The organism is Ruegeria sp. BG9 (assembly GCF_056538305.1).
On record NZ_JBQFSY010000013.1, the window covers coordinates 109,305 to 130,190 of the forward strand.

At 58.5% G+C, this 20,886-nt stretch carries 18 protein-coding genes; 2 read left to right on the top strand and 16 right to left on the bottom strand.

All coding sequences use genetic code 11. The annotated features are described in order from the left end of the window. Window positions 1-44: 44 nt before the first annotated feature. Window positions 45-1,208 carry a Hint domain-containing protein gene (locus ACR0I8_RS20810; RefSeq protein WP_480526157.1) on the top strand — a complete coding sequence of 388 codons (1,164 nt, stop codon included), beginning with the start codon at window positions 45-47 and terminating at the stop codon, window positions 1,206-1,208. Window positions 1,209-1,300: 92 nt separating this feature from the next. Here the strand turns inward: ACR0I8_RS20810 and ACR0I8_RS20815 are convergent, their stop codons facing one another. Then, window positions 1,301-2,038 (bottom strand): anti-sigma factor, encoded by a 738-nt coding sequence (locus tag ACR0I8_RS20815; RefSeq protein ID WP_170692719.1) that lies wholly within the window; start codon window positions 2,036-2,038, stop codon window positions 1,301-1,303. Continuing rightward, a complete protein-coding gene (locus ACR0I8_RS20820; protein ID WP_480703588.1) occupies window positions 2,035-2,607 on the bottom strand; it encodes an RNA polymerase sigma factor in 573 nt (190 codons plus the stop codon). Before ACR0I8_RS20820 ends, ACR0I8_RS20815 begins: the two co-directional genes overlap by 4 nt. Window positions 2,608-2,655: 48 nt before the next feature. On the opposite strand from ACR0I8_RS20820, the gene ACR0I8_RS20825 reads away from it, so the two are divergent. Beyond that, window positions 2,656-3,594 (top strand): c-type cytochrome, encoded by a 939-nt coding sequence (locus tag ACR0I8_RS20825; protein WP_170692721.1) that lies wholly within the window; start codon window positions 2,656-2,658, stop codon window positions 3,592-3,594. A 63-nt stretch (window positions 3,595-3,657) separates the two neighbouring features. On the opposite strand, the gene ACR0I8_RS20830 is transcribed toward ACR0I8_RS20825, so the two are convergent. The 14 genes from ACR0I8_RS20830 to ACR0I8_RS20895 all read right to left on the bottom strand — a co-directional run bounded on the left by ACR0I8_RS20830 (window position 3,658) and on the right by ACR0I8_RS20895 (window position 20,631). Beyond that, complete coding sequence (locus ACR0I8_RS20830; RefSeq protein ID WP_170556048.1) at window positions 3,658-4,110, bottom strand: SRPBCC family protein; 453 nt, start codon at window positions 4,108-4,110, stop codon at window positions 3,658-3,660. Window positions 4,111-4,216: 106 nt separating this feature from the next. After that, window positions 4,217-5,029 carry an XdhC family protein gene (locus tag ACR0I8_RS20835; protein ID WP_170556049.1) on the bottom strand — a complete coding sequence of 271 codons (813 nt, stop codon included), beginning with the start codon at window positions 5,027-5,029 and terminating at the stop codon, window positions 4,217-4,219. A 12-nt stretch (window positions 5,030-5,041) separates the two neighbouring features. Continuing rightward, on the bottom strand, window positions 5,042-6,232 hold the full coding sequence (locus ACR0I8_RS20840; RefSeq protein WP_170692723.1) for a VWA domain-containing protein: 1,191 nt from the start codon (window positions 6,230-6,232) through the stop codon (window positions 5,042-5,044). After that, entirely contained in the window at window positions 6,232-7,098 is an 867-nt protein-coding gene (locus ACR0I8_RS20845; RefSeq protein WP_170692725.1) for an AAA family ATPase, read from the bottom strand. The genes ACR0I8_RS20840 and ACR0I8_RS20845 overlap by 1 nt, the downstream gene beginning before the upstream one ends. 103 nt (window positions 7,099-7,201) lie before the next feature. Continuing rightward, a complete protein-coding gene (locus ACR0I8_RS20850; RefSeq protein WP_480703590.1) occupies window positions 7,202-9,619 on the bottom strand; it encodes an aerobic carbon-monoxide dehydrogenase large subunit in 2,418 nt (805 codons plus the stop codon). Next, window positions 9,616-10,110, bottom strand: coding sequence for a (2Fe-2S)-binding protein (locus tag ACR0I8_RS20855; RefSeq protein ID WP_170473684.1), 495 nt, complete (start codon window positions 10,108-10,110; stop codon window positions 9,616-9,618). The genes ACR0I8_RS20850 and ACR0I8_RS20855 overlap by 4 nt, the downstream gene beginning before the upstream one ends. Before the next feature lie 12 nt (window positions 10,111-10,122). Beyond that, window positions 10,123-10,956: an FAD binding domain-containing protein gene (locus ACR0I8_RS20860; protein ID WP_170692729.1), complete on the bottom strand. Its 834-nt coding sequence runs from the start codon at window positions 10,954-10,956 to the stop codon at window positions 10,123-10,125. A gap of 139 nt (window positions 10,957-11,095) precedes the next feature. Beyond that, the gene (locus ACR0I8_RS20865) at window positions 11,096-12,193 is read right to left on the bottom strand and encodes an MHYT domain-containing protein (protein ID WP_170380393.1); all 1,098 of its coding nucleotides are present in this window, start codon (window positions 12,191-12,193) and stop codon (window positions 11,096-11,098) included. Window positions 12,194-12,332: 139 nt separating this feature from the next. Beyond that, a complete protein-coding gene (locus tag ACR0I8_RS20870) occupies window positions 12,333-13,424 on the bottom strand; it encodes a ferritin-like domain-containing protein (RefSeq protein WP_170692731.1) in 1,092 nt (363 codons plus the stop codon). After that, window positions 13,421-15,325: a GMC family oxidoreductase gene (locus tag ACR0I8_RS20875; RefSeq protein WP_170380395.1), complete on the bottom strand. Its 1,905-nt coding sequence runs from the start codon at window positions 15,323-15,325 to the stop codon at window positions 13,421-13,423. Before ACR0I8_RS20875 ends, ACR0I8_RS20870 begins: the two co-directional genes overlap by 4 nt. Beyond that, complete coding sequence (locus ACR0I8_RS20880; RefSeq protein WP_170380396.1) at window positions 15,322-15,798, bottom strand: hypothetical protein; 477 nt, start codon at window positions 15,796-15,798, stop codon at window positions 15,322-15,324. The genes ACR0I8_RS20875 and ACR0I8_RS20880 overlap by 4 nt, the downstream gene beginning before the upstream one ends. Beyond that, entirely contained in the window at window positions 15,785-16,726 is a 942-nt protein-coding gene (locus tag ACR0I8_RS20885; RefSeq protein ID WP_170380397.1) for a hypothetical protein, read from the bottom strand. Before ACR0I8_RS20885 ends, ACR0I8_RS20880 begins: the two co-directional genes overlap by 14 nt. A 57-nt stretch (window positions 16,727-16,783) precedes the next feature. Continuing rightward, window positions 16,784-20,119, bottom strand: coding sequence for an adenylate/guanylate cyclase domain-containing protein (locus ACR0I8_RS20890; protein ID WP_170692733.1), 3,336 nt, complete (start codon window positions 20,117-20,119; stop codon window positions 16,784-16,786). 158 nt (window positions 20,120-20,277) lie between these two features. Beyond that, complete coding sequence (locus ACR0I8_RS20895) at window positions 20,278-20,631, bottom strand: antibiotic biosynthesis monooxygenase (protein WP_170380399.1); 354 nt, start codon at window positions 20,629-20,631, stop codon at window positions 20,278-20,280. Window positions 20,632-20,886: the final 255 nt, after the last annotated feature.

A 20,886-nucleotide genomic window follows, 5' to 3' on the forward strand; every position in this document is an offset into this window, starting at 1 on the left:
ATATCGTTATTCTATGCAGTTTAAGCGGTTTGGGAGACGCAGTAGTGCCATTCCTATTTGATTGGTCAACTCTGGGCAGTGCGAACAGTTCGACCGTGCTGACAGACGGTTCGAACTCGTCGACGCTAACCGTGGCCTCTGATCCAGGGGTATTCTTCAATGGGTTTCTTGGTGGAAACCTGTTTGTTTCGGGCATCCCGGGCCCTGCGACATCAGAGGTGACGTTTTCAACTGCTGTTAAAAACGTGACGTTCGAAATTCTGGATCTGGACAGCAACGAATTCTCTTTCGACGATAGAGTGACGGTTCTGGCGTTTGATGTGAACGATAATCCGGTCCCGGTTGTTTTCTCCAACCTCAGCCCATTTCACGTCCAGACCGGCAACACGGTCGAAGCCAACGGGAATGTGTCTCCGGGTGTCGAAGGACCGGGCGCGCCAGATTCGCTGACCGTTTCAATTGCAGGCCCGGTGTCCCGGATTGAGGTCATCTTTGAAGGGGGTCTGTCTTCGGGTGCCAATACCGGTGCAATCGGCTTTGGTGATATCTCCGGCGATATTCTGTGTTTGTGCGCGGGAACCATGATTGAAACGCCGAACGGCCCAACCGCTGTTGAAGATTTGTCCGTGGGGGATGTCGTTCTGACCAAGGGAAATGGCCCGCAGCGGTTGCGGTGGGTTGGTTCCAAGACAGTGGACTTTGCGGCCCAAGGTGTAGCTGCGGAAAAACTACGACCTGTCCGTATCTCTGCCGGCGCGCTTGGGCAGGGGCTTCCGGCAAAAGACCTGCTGGTGTCCAGACAACACCGCATGTTGGTGTCTTCCAAAGTGTCCGAGCGTATGTTCGGCAGTCCCGATGTCCTTGTGTCGGCAATAAAGCTGGCCGCGTTACCTGGGATCTACGTGGATGAAGACATAACCGAGGTCGTCTATTTCCACCTTCTCTTCGATCAACACGAGGTCATTTTCGCCGATGGTGCTCCTTCGGAGAGTTTGTTTACAGGCCCCGAAGCAATCAAGACAATATCGGAAGAGGCCCGAGAAGAAATCTTTATCCTCTTCCCGGAAGTGCAACGTCAGGGCTACGCCCCGGAAACGGCATATCCTGTACCAGCCGGTCGCTTGCAGAAGAAATTCGTCGAGCGGCATCTCAAGAACGGAAAGCTGGTTCTCGAGGACGCGTCCACGCCATCGAACCGCCTGCATTAATTGTCCACAACTCGGTCATTTCGCTATTCGTTTCGAAAGTCCGATTTGGTGTAGTCTTCAACCTCCGCGATTGGCCTAGGCCCAGGCGCATTTTAGCTGGAAATTGCCTCGGAAAATGCGGTCAGGCGATCGCTCAGATCGCTCTGCCCATCGGCGCCGATGATCATGTAGCCATAGCCATCTTCCGCCCAAGTGGCCGTTGCCAGCCCGCTGAGAACGGCAAGGTTCACATCCTTGTCCGGTGCCCCTGGCCCTTGACGGATCACGCAAAAGGCAAAGGGCCGCCCCTGATCATCCGCAAAGACGACCTGAACCAGTGGCTTTCCCTTGAAAGACAGAACCTGAGCGCGTTTCAGCTCTGCACCCGGCAAGGCGCTCAGGGCTTCGCGATTCAGTGATCGGCCTAGCGTGGCTTCGGCCTGAGCAAACTGGGCCTCAAGCGCCTCGGGAGCGGTGTCCAGAGTGGCAATTGTTTCAGGTACATAGAGCGATTGGTAGATCGCCGCCTGCTGCGCCCAGCCCAACGGCGCGGGTCGTGTCGCCCACAACGTCGCTGAAACCGCCACAATCGCGACCGAGGCCGCGACGGCCAGCAATCGAAAAGGTTGAGACGCGGGTTGAGACGTCGCGCGGTCCGGCAAGGTGATCTGAGGCACATCCTGCGGAACATCCTTGAAGACCGAATGCACAACGGGTGCAAACGGATCAAGCGCCATCAGGCGCTGTTCCAGTTCTGGATCGGCTTCGACCGCGCTCTCGATCTCTTGCGCGTCGGTCTCGTCCAGATTTCCATTCAGATACGCCAGCAGCGTTTCATCGGAAAACGTCATTTGCCACCCCGTCGAACGGCGTCCGCAGCCTCGTGCTGCATCACGGTTTTCAGTTTCTGCCGAGCCGTAGATAGTCGGCTCATGATTGTTCCAATCGGCACCTCAAGCAAGGCTGCTGCCTCGCGATAGCTATACCCTTCCACGAAGACAAGCATCACGGTCTCGCGCTGTGCTTCTGGCAGCTGCATCACTTGAGTAAACACTTCAGCCGCGAAAATATTCGTTTCTGAATCCGGTCCTGTTGCAATTAATTCAGTTTCGGGGGTCACAGACAGGGCCTGCGCCTTGCGAACGGATCGCGCGCGTACTTCATTCAGCCAGATCGAACGGCAGATCGTCATCAGCCAGCTGTCCAGCCTGTCGTGGGATGTCACCTGATGGTGACGCTCTAGCGCGCGCAGGCATGTGGATTGCAAAAGGTCGTCGGCCACATCCGAGGCGCCCGACAGGGCAAGCCCGAACCGCCACACGCGTTTCGAATGCGTCTGGATCGCGCCGCGCACGGCCTGTTCCGAGCTGATTTCACCACTCATCGAATAAATCGTGACCTGTGTGTGTTTGTCTTTCACGGACCGGGCCCGCGGGGTCAGAAATTACATAACCTGAGGAGAAATGAAATGAAACTTCTGTTGAAAGCAGTCACGATTGCGTCTGCAATTGTTGCAACCCCGGCCCTGTCGGAAAGTTGGACTCTGTCCTCGGATGCCTCGCACCTGGCTTATGGAACGATCAAGAAAGACACAGTGGGCGAGGTCAACTCCTTCACCGGGCTGAGCGGTCATGTCAGCCCTGATGGCATTGCCGAGATCGAGATTGATCTGTCCTCAGTAGAAACCAATATCGACATACGCAACGAACGGATGATCGAATACGTGTTCCGCAAGGCAGGCACCGCTGCCCTGACCGCTGAATTCGATATGGATGAGGTCTCGGGCCTTGCCGTGGGCGCATCGTCGATCATCGATGTCGAGGCCGCGTTGTCTCTGATCGGGACCGAGATCGAGTTCGACGCCGAGATGTTCGTGGTGCGACTGACCGCGAAATCGGTATTGGTTTCTACCAATGATATGGTTTTTCTAAGCACCGAGGACGCAGGCGTGGATGCAGGCGTTGACAAGTTGATGGAGCTGGCCGACCTGCCCGGCATCACACGAACCGTGCCGATCACCGCACGGCTTGTGTTTACCATGGACGAAAACAAGGCCGAAACCGCGACCGTCGCTCCGGTTGCAATCGCTGCAGTGGACGGGGATCTCAAAGCGGGCAAGAAGGTCTTTCGCAAATGCAAGGCCTGCCATCAGCTGAAAGAAGGTCGCAATGGCGTAGGGCCCTCACTGTTTAATGTGGTGGGTGCATCTGCGGGGCAGGTGGACGGGTTCAAATATTCCGGCCCGCTTGCTAGTGCCGATCTTGTCTGGACGCCGGAGAATCTGGCGGCTTTTCTGGCCGATCCAAAGGGGTTTTTGCCTGGCAACAAGATGCAGTTCCCCGGCCTGACGAAAGAGGCCGACATCACCAATGTCATCGCCTACGTGCAGGATGAGGTACAGGGCTGACGGAAATCAGAGGCGGTGTGGCAGACCCTGCCACATCCGCTCGATGTACGTTAGGTGCAACGCCTATTGAACGAACTGTTCTGCAACGACTTCTCCGAACTTGTCGAAGAACTTGCCGGATAGCTTTTTGGCCGTCCCTGCAATCAAGCGGCTGCCCAATTGTGCGATCTTACCGCCGATCGTCACCTTGGCGGTGTAAGACAGAACCGTCTCATCTCCGTCAGCGGTCAAGGATACATCCGCGCCGCCCTTGGCAAAGCCGGCAGCACCGCCTTTGCCTTCGCCGGACAGCGAAAACGCATCTGGCGCCTGTGAGTTGTCCAGCGTCACTTCGCCGTTGAAGCGGGCCTTGACCGGGCCGATTTTCAGGACGACTTTGGCCTCGAGGTGTTCGGGCGAATGCTGGATTAACTCTTCGCAGCCCGGGATGCATTCACGCAGCACATCGGGATCGTTGAGTGCGCGGTAAACGGCGTCCTTTGGGGCCGCGATGCGTATTTCGTCAGTGAGCTCCATCTGGGGGGTCCTTTTTCAACAACATTTCGGAAAGACACGGAGGGCTTTTTCGGTCGCCTCCTCCGTGGTCAACTCGGGCTGCGCCGTTTTGAAAGCGTTCAGCCAGTTAAGCCATTTTCTCATCATGGGATGTCTCCTGGGATTTGTCAGAATTGCGCCACATGATGATTTCAGCCAAAATCGAAAGCGCGATTTCATGCGGGTCGATGGCGTGGATATCCAACCCTGCGGGCGATTTCAGTCGCTTGGTCTGCTCTGTGCTCAGCCCTTGTGTTTCCAGTTTGGCGCACAGCACTTCGGCCTTGCGGCGGCTTGCAACCATCGACACGCGGCGCGCGGGTGACTGCAGTGCAGCTTTCAATGCCGCTCCGTCGCCTTTGCCTTGCGACGCCACCACAACAAAATCTCGCGATTCAACGCCCAATGCGTTCAGATCGTCGGGATCAAAGGGGGTGTATTTCACCGTGTTTTCAGCACCCTCAGGCAAACACACGCGCAACCCAGCCAGTGCCGCATGGGACGCCAACGCCTGCGCAATCGGAGAGTCTCCGAATATGATCAAGCGCGGAGCGTGTTGATAGGGTTCGATCAGCATGTCCACTGTCCCTCCGGATGGGCACCCGCTTTTGTAGGTCTGAACACCGTCCGGGTCGGCCATAGACACAACCTTGTCCGAGGGTTTGACGCGGATCATTTTCGGCTCACCTGACACCTGCGCCTCTTGCGCTGCGGCGCGAACCGCGCGTTGCACGCAGGCACCCCCCAGATGGCCTAGAACCGTACCGTCGCGGGTGATGGCGGCCTTGCCTCCGGCCTTGGCCGAGGTCGCATCGGCGGTGCGCAGCACTGTCGCTACGCAAAAGGCATCGCCGGTGCGGCGCAGCTCTTCAATCGTGTCGAAAATGTCGAAACCTGCCATCGGTATATCCTTTCACAGTTTTCTGAATTCGGGTTCCAGCGCCGCCAGCGCCTCAAGCGTATTGGCGGGCAGATGGGCGTCCAGATGGGGTTCTGCGGCCTGCATGGCAGCGGCAACAGGTTGGTAATTCTGCCAGCCTTTCAGCGGGTTCAGCCAGACGACCCGGCGCGCTTTACGTTGAATCCGTTCCAGAACCTGCCCCAACGCCTGCGGAGCAGTGCTGCAATACCCGTCCGACAGGATCAGTACGATTGTCCGTCCGTTCAGCGCCCGCGCGCCGTAGCCGTCCAGAAAGCTTTCGAGACTTCCAGAGATATCGGTCCCGCCACCAAACCCCTCGGCCATCAGTGAAAGCCGTCCCGCAGCGCGGATTGAGTCGTGATCGCGCAAAGCGTCTGTCACGCGCATCAGACGGGTGTGGAACAGATAAGTGTCGGCTTCGGTTCCGCTGCCGATCAGGCCCTTGAGAAACGCCAGAAAAACACGGGAATAGACGGTCATCGACCCACTGACATCGCATAGTGCAACGAGCCGCATCGGTCGCGGCGGTCGCGCACGGCGATAGAGGTCCATCGGCTCTCCACCCCGCGCCAGACTGGCCCGCTGTATCCGCCGCATGTCCAGCGTCCGGCCACGTGATGCTTGTTTACGTCGGCGAGATCGGCGGTCGCGGATCGCCCGGGCCAGCTGTGTTGCGGCCCGTTCGGCCTGTCTCAGCGACTCGTCATCCATCAATTCGCGCAAATCCCGGCGCGACAGGTTGGCCGTTCGGGTCGCAATCAGCTTCCCATCCATCCCTTCGGCCTCCCCGTCGCCCGGATCAGGAGTGGCGGCTGCCTGATCTCTATCCGTTTGCGGATCCTGTTCGTCTTGTGATTGCTGCTGCCAGATCTTCGGTTTCGCCGACTGCACCCGTACATGAGCGGTCTGCGCTGTCCCACTGCGCTGCTTGCCGACATTGAACCAGTAGGCGTCGAACAGCTCATCAAAGCGTCGCCAATCCTCGGCGCTGCCTGTCAGTAGCACGCACAAGGCCTGCTTGGCCTGTGTCGCGTCGGTCGCCTCGACCGCCGCCAAGGCGGCCAGGGCGTCACATGTTTCGACGGGACCCACGCGCAATCCGTTCATCCGCAGATGGGCCATGAATCCGCTCATGCGGTCCGCCAGACCCGCCGCACGGGAAGGGAACCGAGTGACCTGCATCACGCAACCTTCCCGATCAAGCGATCCAGAACCTCAGGCGGAGCGGCATCATAGTCGGCGGCGGTTTTCAGCAGGCAGACAAGCGTCGCCTGCACCTCGCCCCGAGACTGTGCCATGTCGTTCACACCCAGCCCCGACAGGGCGGCGGCCCAGTCCAGCATCTCGGCAATGCCTGGTGTTTTCTCAAGGTCTTCCTTGCGGAGGGCCTGAACAACCCCGACGATCTGACGTGCTAACAATCCTTCAATGGAGGGCATACGCGCCTTCAAGATGGCCATCTCCGTCTCGCGCGAAGGATAGCCGAGATAGCTGTACAAACACCGGCGCCGCAATGCGTCTGAAAGGTCCCGCGTGCCATTGGCCGTCAGGATCACAATCGGGCGGGAGCGCGCCTTGATGGTCCCAAGCTCCGGAATTGTGATCTGAAAATCAGACAATATCTCAAGTAGATAGGCCTCAAACTCCTCATCCGCACGGTCAATCTCATCAATCAAAAGAACCGGAGGGTTGTCTTCACTGATCGCCTCCAAAAGGGGCCGTTTCAGAAGATAGTCATCCGAGAATAACTGCGCTTCGCTTGTGCCACCTTGGGCTTCGCTCGCGCGGATGGCCAGCAATTGTCGTTGGTAGTTCCACTCATAAATGGCATGGCTGGCATCCAGCCCCTCATAGCACTGCAGGCGGATCAACCGCGCGTCGTGTTGGGCAGCCAGAGCCTTCGCGACTTCGGTCTTTCCAACGCCTGCCGGACCTTCCAGCAGCAAAGGCCGCCCCAAAGCCTGCGCCAGATGCAGCGCCATCGCCAACCGGTCATCAGCAACATAGCCCTGCGCGGCCAACCCGTTCTGCACATCACTCAAAGTCAAAACCAGGATCCATTCTTCATCTGGCTAAAAATATCCCGGGGGAGGTTCGGAGGGGGCTGGCCCCCTCCGTTCGGTCGGATCGGTGAAGCCGATCCGAACCCAATCACCCATGCATCCCCAACCCATTGGCGATCTTCCAGATCCGCCAGTGGTCATGCGGCATATGGCTCTGCACCAACCCGAAGGGTCGGAACGCATCATGCACCGCATTCGAGAAACAGGGCACGCCACCCACATTCGGGCTTTCGCCCACACCTTTCGCGCCAATTGGATGGTGCGGGGAAGGGGTCACCGTGTAGTCGGTGATATAGTTCGGCGTCTCCCACGCGGTCGGCAGGAAGAAGTCCATCAGCGTGCCGGTCTTCACATTGCCCATCTCATCATAGGCAATCTCCTGCCCCATTGCGATGGCCAAGGCCTCGGTCACGCCACCATGGACCTGCCCGTCGATGATCATCGGGTTGATCCGGGTGCCACAATCGTCCAGCGCATAGAACTTCCGAACGTCCCACTCACCGGTATCCACGTCGATCTCCATGACGCAGATATAGGCCCCGAACGGGTAGGTCATATTCGGTGGGTCATAGTAGCTAACGGCCTCCAGACCGGGTTCCAGCCCTGGGATCGCCTGATTGTAGGCGGCAAAGGCGATTTCCTTCATGGTCTTGAACCGCTCGGGCGCACCTTTGACCGAGAACCGATCCACATCCCATTCGACATCGTCGTCATGGACCTCAAGCAGATAAGCCGCGATCATCTGCGCCTTGGCGCGGATTTTGCGCGCGGCCATCGCCGTTGCTGCACCCGCCACGGGGGTTGACCGAGAACCATAGGTCCCAAGACCATAAGGTGCCGTGTCAGTGTCACCCTCCTCCAGCGTGATGTCATCAGCGGGCAGGCCGATCTCACTGGCGATGATCTGCGCAAAGGTCGTGGCGTGACCCTGACCCTGAGAAATTGTCCCCAGCCGCGCGATGGCGGACCCAGTCGGATGGATGCGGATTTCGCACGAGTCAAACATCCCGAGTCCGAGAATATCGCAGTTCTTGACCGGTCCCGCGCCGACGATTTCGGTGAAATGCGTCAGACCAATGCCCAGCAGTTTGCGGGTTTTGCCAGCTTTAAATTCTTCGACCCGCTGTGCCTGTTCAGCCCGCAGACCTTCGTAGTCGACAGCCCTCAATGCCTTGTCCCAAGCGGTATGGTAATCGCCCGAGTCATACTCCCAGCCCAGTGCCGACTGATACGGGAACTGATCGGCCTTGATGAAGTTGATCCGGCGCAGCTCGGCCGCGTCCATGTTCAGTTTGATGGCCAGAACCTCGATCATGCGTTCGATGAAATAGGCCGCCTCAGTCACACGGAAGGAACAGCGATAAGCCACCCCGCCCGGAGCCTTGTTGGTATAGACGCCATCCACGGCCAGGTAAGCGGTGGGGATGTCATACGACCCCGTACAGATGTTCATGAAGCCTGCCGGGAACTTGGTCGGGTCGGCACAGGCGTCAAAACCGCCATGGTCCGCCGTGGTGTGACACCACAGACCGGTGATTTTGCCGTCCTTGGTGGCCGCAATCTTGCCCTGCATCCAGTAGTCGCGCGCGAAGGCGGTGGACATCAGGTTCTCCATCCGGTCCTCGACCCATTTCACTGGCTTGCCGGTGACAATCGAGGCCACGACCGAGCAGACATAGCCCGCATAGGCCCCAACCTTGTTACCAAAGCCGCCGCCGATATCGGGGCTGATGACGCGGATATTATGCTCGGCAATGCCCGAGATCAGCGACACAACCGTCCGGATCGCGTGCGGGGCCTGAAACGTACCGTAGAGCGTCAGCTTGCCCGTCACCTTGTCCATGCTGGCAACCGAGCCGCAAGTCTCCAACGGGCAGGGATGGGTGCGGTGATAGTACACCATCTCTTCGGCCACGACATCGGCCTCGGCCAAAATAGCCTCGGTTGCGTCTTTGTCGCCCTGTTCCCATGTGAAGATATGGTTGTGGTGCTTGCGTGGGCCATGCGCACCTTCGGTCTGACCTTCAAGGTCTTCGCGCAGGACAACATCGGATTTCAGCGCCTCAAACGGATCGGTCAGAACAGGTAGTTCTTCGTATTCGACATCGATCAGTTCGACGGCATCAGCGGCGATATAGCGGTCTTCGGCGACGACAAAAGCCACTTCCTGGCCCTGGAACAACACCTTGCCGTCGGCCAGAACCATCTGCTTGTCACCGGCCAGCGTTGGCATCCAATGCAAGCCCAGCGGAGCCAGATCCTCGGCGGTCAGAACCGCGATCACGCCGGGCATCGCCAAGGCGGCCTCTTTGTTGACGCTGACAACGCGGGCATGTGCGTAGGGGGAGCGCACAAAGTCGCCGAACAGCATGCCGTCCAGCTTGATGTCATCGACATAATTGCCCTTGCCTTGCGTAAAGCGCACATCTTCGACGCGTTTGCGCGAGCTGCCCATCCCTTTAAGATTGGCGGCGCGTTCTTCGGGGGTCAGAGTTTGGTCGTTCATTCGGCAGCCTCCTTCTGAGCGTTCAGCATGTCAGCCGAGGCCGAGATCGCCTTGACGATGTTCTGGTATCCGGTGCAGCGGCACAGGTTTCCAGCCATGCCGAAACGGATATCCTCTTCGGTCGGGTTCGGGTTTTCCTGCAGCAAGCGATGCGCGCGGGTGATCATGCCCGGCGTGCAGAAACCGCATTGCAGGCCGTGATGTTCACGGAACATTTCCTGCAATACGCCAAGGCTGCCATCGTCATTAGTGAGGCCTTCGACGGTGGTGATATCGGCTCCGTTCACTTGCGCTACAAAGGTCGTGCAGGATTTGACGGATTTGCCATCGATATCCACGGTGCAGGCCCCGCAATGGCTGGTCTCACAGCCGATATGAGGGCCGGTGATTTTCAGATCTTCCCGCAGGAAGTGGATCAGCAGCGTGCGCGGCTCGGCCAGACCTTCGACCTCTTTACCGTTCACGGTGAGTTTGACGTGCATTTTCGACATGGTTTCCTCCCCTCAACCCGCGCGGCTTTGTGCGCGGTCGACGGCGCGGCGCAGCATCACGCCCGCCACATGTTTCTTGAATTCGACGGGTCCACGGTTGTCGGCCACGGGTTCAATGGCATCCAGCATGGCGGCAACACAGGCGTTCACATCGCCATCGGCCAATGCAGCGCTGGCGCTTTCGGACCAGATCGGAGTGTCCGCCAGGTTGGTCATCGCAACCGAGGCCGTGCCATTGCCGACCATAACGGCGGCGGCGGCCGTCGCATAATCCCCGATCTTGCGCTTTTGCTTCTCATACGCCTGACCAACACCGGCTCCCGGCACAGGGATCGAAATCCGGGTCAAGATTTCCTCATCCTCGCGTGCGGTGAAATAAGCGGCCTCGTAAAACTCACGCGCGGCGACACTGCGTGACCCATCGGGACCGGATAGTTCAAAGGTCGCGTTCAGGCACTGCATCAGACCCGGCATGTCATTGCCAGGATCGCCGTTGGCGACATTGCCACCGACGGTGCCCATATAGCGAACCTGAGGGTCGGCGATCTGCAAGGCCGCCTCGCGGATCAGCGGAATGGCAGTGGCGAGACCGTCATGGGTGATCAACTCATGCTGCGTCACCATGGCTCCTAGGGTCACGGTATCGGACCCGACCTCGATGCCTTTTAGTTCATCGATGGCCTGAAGGTCGATCAGGTGGCCCATCTCGGCCATGCGCAGCTTCATCATCGGGATCAGGCTGTGCCCGCCCGCGATCACGCGCGCTTCGTCTCCGTGTTCTTGCAAAATGCCGATGGCCGAGGCGATGTCGCCTGGCCGGTGATACTCAAAACCGGCTGGTATCATGTTTTTCCTCCCTGGGTCCAAGCGATATACCTTGGGGTACCTTCAGTCAGGAAAGAGGGGTGCGCTCAGCGGTTCCAGCCGTAGGAAACGGGACGCGCAGCTTGTTTCACGAAATGCGAATGAGCTGCACGAGTTGCGATCACAGGCCCAAAGCGTCGCGGATGTCTGACAGGCGAGATCGGCTGACAGGTACTTTGCTGAGGGCCTCGACAGAGTCGAAATAGCATGTCCCGTTGTCCTTATGCCTCTCGAAGCTTGAGACATGTTTGGGGTTCACCAGATAACTTCGATGGGCGCGCAGGAAGCCATCGGGTTGCAGGCGCGTCTCGGCCTCGGTGATGGACCAGGGGCAGAACAGCTTCTCGGAATCGATATAGAGAATGGTGTAGTGCCCCTCAGCACGGATGGCGGCAATTTGGGCGGGTTCGGCAAAGAAGGTCTGGCCTTCACGTTCAAAAGGCACCCCGGCGCGTAGGGTTGGGGTTGGTTCTGGTTGAGGGGCGGGTGTTGGGACTGAGGCGGGTTCAGGCTTGGGTTCGATGAAGGTGATCCCGGTCAGCAGGAAGGCCCCACAGATCAGGAAGACTGCAACCGTGACGCCCATCGCCAGAATCTGGTTGTCCAGCGCAGGCCCGGCGGCCCCGGCAGTCTCGGTTGCGACGAAATCCGTGAGACCGGTCGCGACGAAGTGCATGGAAAACACCGCAATGCCGAAACAGGCTGTGCCCAACAGGATGTTCCGATGGGTTCGGCTGTCATAGGCCACCCAGATCGCCAGAACCGACAGAACAACCGAGGCCGCGGTCGACAAAACGATGTCGAACAGGCTGTAGACGGGTCGGCACAGCTGCATCCCAGCCATGCCGACATAGTGCATGACAACGATGCCAAGCCCCACGATCACGCCCGCGCCCACGATGGTCGGCGGGGTTCTGGGACGGAAATGCAAAAGCAGCAGCGCCAGTCCCACCATAAGGATGGCAACCAGCGCCGAGATCAGCGTCACCAGCGCGTCGTAATAAAACAGGATCGGCAATTGCAGACCCAGCATGGCAACGAAATGCATGGACCAGATACCGCCGCCCAGTATGACGGCTGCGAGGGCGACGATGAACTTGCGCCGTTGATTGTCCAGTTTCGACGCGCCATGCGTCAGGTAAAGACCGGTAAAACCCGCCATCAGCGCCACGGCCAACGAGGCCGCCACGAGCCACGCATTGTGCGAATAGTCCAACATTGAGATGCCGCGCCCTCCCCAGCGCGATCATGACGTTATCAAACTGAAATTCTACGCACAATCTTTGTTGGACACAGCGGCAGACACCTTTTTCGACTGAGGCGCATAAACGGGGTCCCGCCGGTTTTAAGGCTACAGGTCAGATCCGCTTTTTCTGCGCAAGGTAGGTCCATGTCGGCCCGGCTGTCTCCCCCGATCCGTCCGGCAATGGGATGCGCATCAGTTTTTGCGCCAGCGACTTGATCGAATACATCGTTGGAACAAGGTCGCGCAAAGCGGATTTATCCTCGTTGAAGGCGATGTGCAGACCGTCCAGCAAACCGGACCACGCGGCGTTGAACTCGGCCGAAATCGCGGCGATTTCGGGCGCAGATTTATAGTTCTCCTCGCTGGGGTCGTCTTTCATCGGAGAGACTGCGCTCCAATCGACGATCAGGTCGCCGCCAGTCGGAGGGTCGGTCACCAGATCTTCGGGGCGATAGTAGCGGCTGTGCAGGATTTCGTTGAACTTGAAGAAATGCGCAACGTCCTCATGGCCGGCTGGCCCCGGAATGGTGTCTCCGTCACCAGCTTTACCACCCAGATCTGCGCCTTCACCTTCTTCCATGATCTTTTGGATGGCATCAAAAGCCGCTTTGCGACGTTGCGCGGGGGTGCCGGTTATCTCGACAACTTCACCGCCCGCGCCGAAATAGTCGTCATTGGAGATCTGACGCGCGGGGTCGCCGATGAAGATCTCTTTGTCCCCGAACTCCTTACATGCTTCTTCCAGCAGCTTCCTGACATAGGCGTAGAATCCGCCGATGGTGGAATAGTGCCCCCTCAATGCCTTGCGGAGGTCTTTCGGCGCGGTTTCTATCTTGCGGAAGCTTTTGACCTGTTTGGGCGAGAACTTACGCAGACGCACCTCTGGCCCGGCCCCGTTCAGTAACTCTGTCGGGTATTTCGGCAGCAAGTTTGGATTGTTCAGCTGAGGCGTACCCCCGATCGCGTTCATCACATTCGCCGCAAGAACCATATGCAGCATCTCTTCGACCATGACCTGGCGGATCACCTCGATCGGCTCGGCATTCACGATGGTCGGCTCGGACCGGTCGTATTGCCCTTGCTCCAGGATCGAATAGCAGGCTGTCGCGTAGGGCGGGATTGTCGAAAGCTCCAGCATCAAGGCGTCTTGCAGATGTTTGCAGAGATTTTTGCGCGCGGCGTCCAGTTTCTTTTTCGAACTCATTTCGCACCCCCTTTCCGAACGGCCTTCTGGATGGCTCTGGCGGCCCTGAAGGCCATGGCAGACATCGTCAGCGTCGGGTTGGACGTGGCAATCGTCGGCATCGAGCCTGCGCCCACCAGCCACAGATTGTCGTGGTCCCATGCGCGCATCTCGTCATTGGTGACCGAGTTGTGCCGATCTGTCCCAATCCTGTGCGTACCGACCAGATGGCCTGCACCGAAGAAGGTGTAACCCTTTCCATCATAAGTTAAATACCCCGCATCCGATGGGCTGTAGGAGGTATGGTTCTTGATACCAAGCCGCTGGAATATCTGCGCACAGGTGTCATTCGCGGCGGCCAGCCCGGCGCGGGAATAGTCGTCCAGATCATAGCTGATCACCGGGCGGTATTCGCCCATGGGTGTGCGGTAGGCTGGGTCGATGGTCACTCGGTTTGTTGCTCTGGGCAGTTGCTCGACCATGGTGCCAATTCGGACCTGCCGCTGGACATCGTGATAGAGCTTATCGCGCAGGGCGGTGCCATAGAGGTTGTCCTGCTCGACCAGCCGCGCCACGTCAGAGTTCGGAGAGCCAGCGGCAAAGTTCCAACCCCAATTACCGATCTCCAACCGGAAGGCCGCGTTCTTGTTCCTAAAGTTTCCGTCCCGGAAATTGGCGTAGCTCGAGGTCGATCCGGGCCCGCGAAACGGGCCAACCGGCTCTGGCGCGGCACCCCATGTCATCATGTAAGGGTGGTCCATCAGGTTGCGGCCCAGCTCGTCACTGCTGGTGCAAATCCCCGAGGCCAGCGCCAGAGTGACGTTTTCCACCGCACCGCCAGCCAGCACATATTGCTTCCCTCTGGCCCGGCGCAGTTCGTACTGAGGCACACCGGGGAACGGGTATTTCTTGTAAACAATACCAGATACACGCCCGCTTTCGGCCAGTTCGACCTTTGAGGCGATGGCCTGCGTGATCGTCTCCATCTGATGCTTGGCTTCGTGCTTGGCATCCTCGAGCGTTTTCATCGCGTTGTATTTGGCCTGGATCGGGCAGATCGGAATGCAGCTTGAGTTTCCCTCGCATCGCTGACCCATATAGGCGAATGGTCCGGTCGCGCCGCGCGGGCGGAATTGCTGCCTGCGCTTGTCGCCAACCTGAATGCCCTTGGCAGTTCTTGGCTTGCGCGGAGTTGAGTTCCGGCCCTGCGGCGTGCGCGAGACTTTCAGGTGAACCGTGCTGGTGGCATCCTCGCCGATTTCGATGGGCATCCCATCTGCCTTGGCAAAGAAGCCATCCACGTAAGACGACGGGATCGAATGCATCGGGTAGTCATACTCCTTGTCGAAATACCCGACATTGTCGTGCCGTCCTGACGTGCGAATACCCAGTGCCTTGGGCGTCTGTTCGTCGGCATCGGCCGAGACACCGATCTCCCACTCGGCGCGCTCATAGTCTGCGCGCAGGTCTTGATAGCCAAAGGGCCAGTCAACGCCTTTGCCGAAACGGCTTTGCATCTCGAAATCCGCAGGCATCATACGCAGGCTTGTGCCCAGCCAATGCAGTGAGGTTCCGCCAAAGGCCATCAGATAGTTGCTGCCAAAGGGCAGGGGCCCGCGTTGCACGAAATACCCGTTTGTATCGGGCTCGGTGCCCCGTACCGCGGTGATGTCAAGCACCGAAGGCGACGGCAGGGTTGGTAGGTTCGGATAGGGAGAGTTCGGCGTCTTGGCCAGCGACAGATAGTACTGATCCAAGTAAGAGCGATAGGTTTCCCACGTCTTGCCATGGTCTTCCCCAGCTTCGAGGATCAGAACCGAATGACCGGCCGAGACCAGCTCCTTCGCCAGAATGCCCCCGGCAAACCCTGCCCCCACGATGACCACATCGTAGGTCCGGTCGTCATCTGCAATTGCGCTCATTTGCCTGCCCCCCGCTGTTTTGGAGGTTCAAGGCCCCATGCGCCAAAGCCCTGTTGCTTGGCCCCTTGGGGATGCGCGCCGATGGCGTCCCAGACCAGCCCTTCCTTGTAGGACCGGGTCGAGATGATCTTGACCACATCAAACCGCGACGCGCCGTAGCTTTCGCGCCATTCCTGTGAAAGCGGCACCCATTGGCCGGTGTACCAAAGCTGGATCAGCGTGCGCGACAGCGGGCCGAGGCATTTGTCCGACAGATAGGTCTGACGTATGATCCGGTCGTCGTCCTGCTTGCCCAGTTTGTCGGAATGAGACAGGAACTCCTTGAGGATTTCGGCGGGCAACACTTGCCGGAACTGATGCCAATATTCGCCTGCGCATCCGGTGCCCTGCAGATCGGCGCTGCTATAGCCGGTCAGGGCGGCGCTGACGGTCAGAAAGGCTTGAAACTCGGGGGTGTCATCATGCGTCTTCATGGCGATCCCCATCAATTGCGTCCACATAGAAGCCACGCGGCTCAAAGCAGGCAGGCGTGCTTTCAAAGACTTGCACGGCCACCGGCGTCATATCGGTGAACAGCGTGCGCATGTCACGGGTCATCGGGAAATCGTTGTTGCCCAGTTTCAGCTTGAAGCTCTTTGCGATGCGTTTGCCCTCTTTCGTGGTCAACATCGCGGTTTCAAACAGGCCCGAGATGGTCCAGCGGGTCCAAACAGTGCGTCCAAGCCCGGTGGCGAATTCGGGGATCGGTGTGCAGTTGGTCAGGGTCCAATGATCGCCCTTGAGTTTGCCCAGATCGGCCGTCAGATCGTAAACGATGGTTTGCGGATCGTCGGGATTGACCAGTTGGATCCACCATTTCTTAGGTGAAATCGGTGGGTGCCCCTTCATCTTGGCATTCAGCGAAGGAACCTTGTAGTTGAACTGGCCCAAAAACTTGGGCTCTCCGAACGCTTGGCGTCCGGCCTTGACGGCCATGGCGTTGTCGGCGGCCACATGAACCCGAAGGTGGCCGATGGTTTTCGTCTGATCGCGGCCGTGAAGATACTCGGTCAGCGACATCTTCGGCACGCCCGGCACCCGGTTCTTGGGATAGGCCAGTAGGTTGAATTCGACCTCGTTCACGAAGCCCAGTGAGTTATCATAATGCGCTGTATAGCGTTGGAAGTTCAGCAGGATTACGGCCTTGTTCTCGCCGTCTTCATCGGGAAATTCGGCGACACACAGGCCGGTACCTTTCACAAACTGGCGGGCAATTTCGACCGAGGTGTACCAATACATCCATTGGCATTGCAGCGAGGCATAATAGAAGGGGAACGTGTCAAACTGTTTTGGCAGTTTCGGCATGACGCCGGTGACATCCGTCTGATGGCACGGGTCGCTTTTGGCTTTTTTCTTTGTCATTTGGCTGTGATCTCCCCCACTGGCTGTGACAATTCTACTTGCTCAAATTCCGCCCGATCATGCCTCCGGCTGTTTTGTTTTTAGGGTTTTCAAAATGGCTTTTACCTCGACCAGCGCGGGTGCTTTGGTCTTGTCGGCGGCCACGGCTTTCGAGATCTCACCAAGGCAGTTTGACGAGGTCTCAAGCTCGGCCAATTCTCGAATGACATGCAAAAGCGGGCCGCAATGGCCCAGTTGCAACGCCACCATAGCAGCCTCATTAAGGTGGCCGATCCCGGCGCTGTCATCCCCGTGGGCCATTGCCAACCTACCGCGCAGGCAGGTCAGCCCGACGATCCAGAATTTCTCACCGCTGTCGTTGGCGAAGGCTTCGGCTTCGTCCAACAGTTCCTCGGCCAGTTCCAGTTTGCCGTGTAGAATAGCCGCATCCGCGTAGAGGCACAGGAAGAAACTCAGACCAAGGCGGCAGCCGGTATCGCGCCATTCGCGGAGGCCCAGGGCGATCTCTTCCAAGGCCTTTTCACCATCCGTGCTTCGGCGCACCCAGCCATTCATGACTCGCGCCCAACCGCGCCAGAACTGGAAAGAGTATTCCTCGGACAGGGCGATCAAAATGGCCGAACTGTCCTGCACCGTCGCCTCATCGCCCCGGAAATGGGAAATCCATCCAAGGAAAGCATTGGCGAAGGACTGGCTGAACGGGTGCGCGGTTTCTTCTGCATGGACCAGCGCTGCTTTGATCGCTGTCAGCGCGCTGGATTCGTCGCCTGACAGCCAGTAGGAAAGCGCGCGATAGCCCTGAAGGGCAACCGCAAGGTCAACCACATCGAAATCGAGGCCCATGAAGCGATGTTCGATGGACAGATTAACCTCAAGCCCGGCCTCAAGATGTTTCAACGCGTCCTTGGGGTGGCCCAGATAGGTCTGAAGCGATCCCATTGAGCGTTCGGCTGAGACAATGGTCAGCGGGCTCGATAAATCCTGACAGAGCGAGACCAGTCGGTCTGCATTCTGTTTCGAGATCTCATATTCCCCGCCCAGCATGGTCGAGCGGAACTGTCCGTAGACCACTTTGAACAACCGCTCTGTTTCGCCATATTCGCGGCACAGGGACTGCGCCCGCGCATAGGCCGACAAAACCGATTTATGCGCATAGCCCCGGACGAAGGCCAGAGGCACGGCGATCATGATCTGCATGTCGATCTCACGCCGGTCGCGTTCCTGCGATTGCGGCATTTCCTGCAAGCATTCCAATGCATGTTGCAAATGAGTGATCGCCTCGACGTTCGCCGAGTGGTCCAATGCCTGCCGGGCAGCGGTCATCAGTTTGCCCTCGGCGGCGGGATAATTGCCGGCGCGCCAATAGTGATGCCCCAGAATTTCAGGCTCGCGCGCGACGGTTTCGGCGTATTTCTCCTCAAGAACCGCAGCGATTTGGCCGTGCCATCGTGAGGCTGTTGAGCGCAGCATGGATTGATAGGCCGCATCCTGCACCAGCGCATGGCGGAACCGGTAGGCATCTGCCGTACCCGGCTGGCCTGCGGGCACGATCAGTTCGGTTTCAAGCAGCTGGTTCAGCGCTTCGGTGATGTCGTTTTCGGTCCAGTCCAAAACCTCGGAAAGCAGCTTGCGCTCAAAGTTTCGACCGATTGCTGCGGCGACCTGAACGATCTCGCGGCTGGCCGACAAACGGTCCAATCTGGCCATCAGTGAGTCCTGCAGCGATTCCGGGATCGCCATGGACAATTCGGCCTGACTCTGGCCGCGGTTGACCAAAAGGCCGGATTCCATGGCCATCTTGGTCAGTTCTTCGACGAATAGCGGCACGCCATCCGTGCGGTCAGCCAGTTGACTGAGAACTTCCGGCGACGGCCGCACGCCCGAGATGCTTTCAACCAGCTTGTAGATGTCGCGGCGCACAAGCCGATTGAGCTCCAGACTGGTGACATGGGACTGGTTGCGCCATGGCGATTGGAACTCGGTCCGGGCGGTCATCAGGATCAGGCAGCGGCGGTTCGACACCTGTTCGATCCAGCCGTTGACGAATTCCAGCGTGGAGGCATCGAACCAATGCACATCATCGAGCAGCAGCAATAGCGGCTGATGCTGCTCCAGACCCGCGCATAGCTGCAAAAGCGCCTCGATCAATGCGCCCTTCTCCCGCTCGGGGCCCATCGGCGCGACCAGAGAGGTGCTGTCTTCCAGCCCCATCAGGCGCAGGATAGGCGCGGCGCAGGTTTCAGTATCAAGGTTCAGATCGGTCAGAAACCGGGTGACTTTGTCCCGGCTTTCCTCAGGAGGCGCATTGGGCAGCATGCCCGTCAGCGTCGTCAGCGCATTCTTGATCGGGAAAAACGCGCTGCTTTGATGCAAGGGCGATCCGAACAGGGTGAACTGGGTGGAGTCCTCGCTGGTCAGTTTGTCCTTCAGTCCAAATGCGATCTTTGATTTGCCAACGCCCGCGTCGCCGGTCAGCAGCAGAACCTGCCCCTCTCCGTCCAGCGCGCCGTCCCATCTGGACTGGACCAGAGCGATCTCGGCTGTGCGCCCGATAGTCGGCGTCTTGTCGTGCGAGAAGTCTTTGCGCCCGGTGTCAAAGCCGGAAATTTTCGGACCGACAACATAGAGCTGCAACGGTGTGCTGACTCCCGCCAAGGGCGGGCTGCCGATCGAGGTGAAATCCAGACGCTCTCCGATCAGTCTGCGTGTCACTTCCGAGACAACCACCTGACCCACATGTGCCGCAGCCTGAATCCGCGCCGCCACGTTTGGTGTATCGCCAAACAGCCAGACCTTTTCCGAGCTTGATGTGCCTGCCGCCGTGCCCACCACCACAGGTCCGGTGTGGATCCCGATCCGCACATTTGTCGAAACCGACTTGTCCGTCAGTCCGGCATTTCCGTCGCGCGCAGCGCCCGCGATCTCAAGCGCGCAAAGAGCGGCGGAGTAGTGGCTGAGTTCCTGCGCGGTGGGATAGCCGAAGATGGCGACCACACCGTCTCCGGCATAGTTGGCAATCTCGCCGCCGAACTTGGTGACGGTCCGGCCAACCAACTCGCGGTATTGCGTGATCAGTTCACGGTAATCCTCGGGGTCGAGTCTTTCGGACAGGGCCGTTGAACCCACCAGATCGCAGAACATGACGGTCAGTTGGCGACGTTCGGCCACGTCTTCTGGTGCGTCCTTGGGAGAGGGCAAAGGGGCAGCCGGTGGAGGACTGTCCTGACCCTGCAGCGAAGCCCCACAAGCGGTGCAAAACTTTGCATGTGCCATCGCTGACGCACCACAGGACCCACAGGCTAGGGTCAGTGCATTGCCGCAGCCGTGGCAAAAGTTGGACCCGGCAAGATTGGCCGCACCGCATTTGCTACAATTAACATTCGGACGTCCCAAAATGGCTGCCCCTGAGCGCTGTAATTGCGCCTTATGTGAAACAAAGAAACAATTTCGCTATCTTTAGTATCACATAATCTACAATTCGTCGCCCATGAATTGTGCGCGGGTTTGTACGCCCGCAAAGGGTTACTAACTTGCGCGGGCCGGCACTGTGGTTAGGACCCCGCCTGCGGGCGCAGAAATCCCCCAATTCTGTCGACATTTTCGACCAGAAAGAACGGGCTGTCAGAGCCTGGTATGGGCTGAAAAAGCTGCCCATGGTCTTTTTTGAATGCGGTAAAGATCGGGCCGTTCACATGGTCCATAAAAGCTTGGAAGTCCTTGTAGATTTCGATGAAAACGACAGTGCCGTCACTGCAGGGCGGTGCCGAGTTTTCGCCGCCCGTGTGGATGAGGTAGCCCCAGGTGTCCTCTTCCTGCTTCACATCTTGGGCCAGTTGCTTCAGGGCTGCAATCCCCTCGGCCTCCTGTTTGGGCTTCAAATACCAGGTCGCGATTATGCTATACATATCGATAGTCCTTTCGAGAGGCAGGTCTGCGTCCGATCCGTGATCATCCCTACCCAGACGGGTCAAATTGATTGATCTTTGTGGCGCGGCAGCCCCCGGGAAATGAGGGTTCAATATGCCGAAAGATAGCCTGCAATAGGCTCGTTGGATGAGGGCCACGCACCCTTATGCTAGCATATTGTGCGCCGGGCTGGCAAAACTCAGATGTTGCCTGAGGGCTTGAGCGGTCCTGGCTGCCACTGACCGACGGCCTGA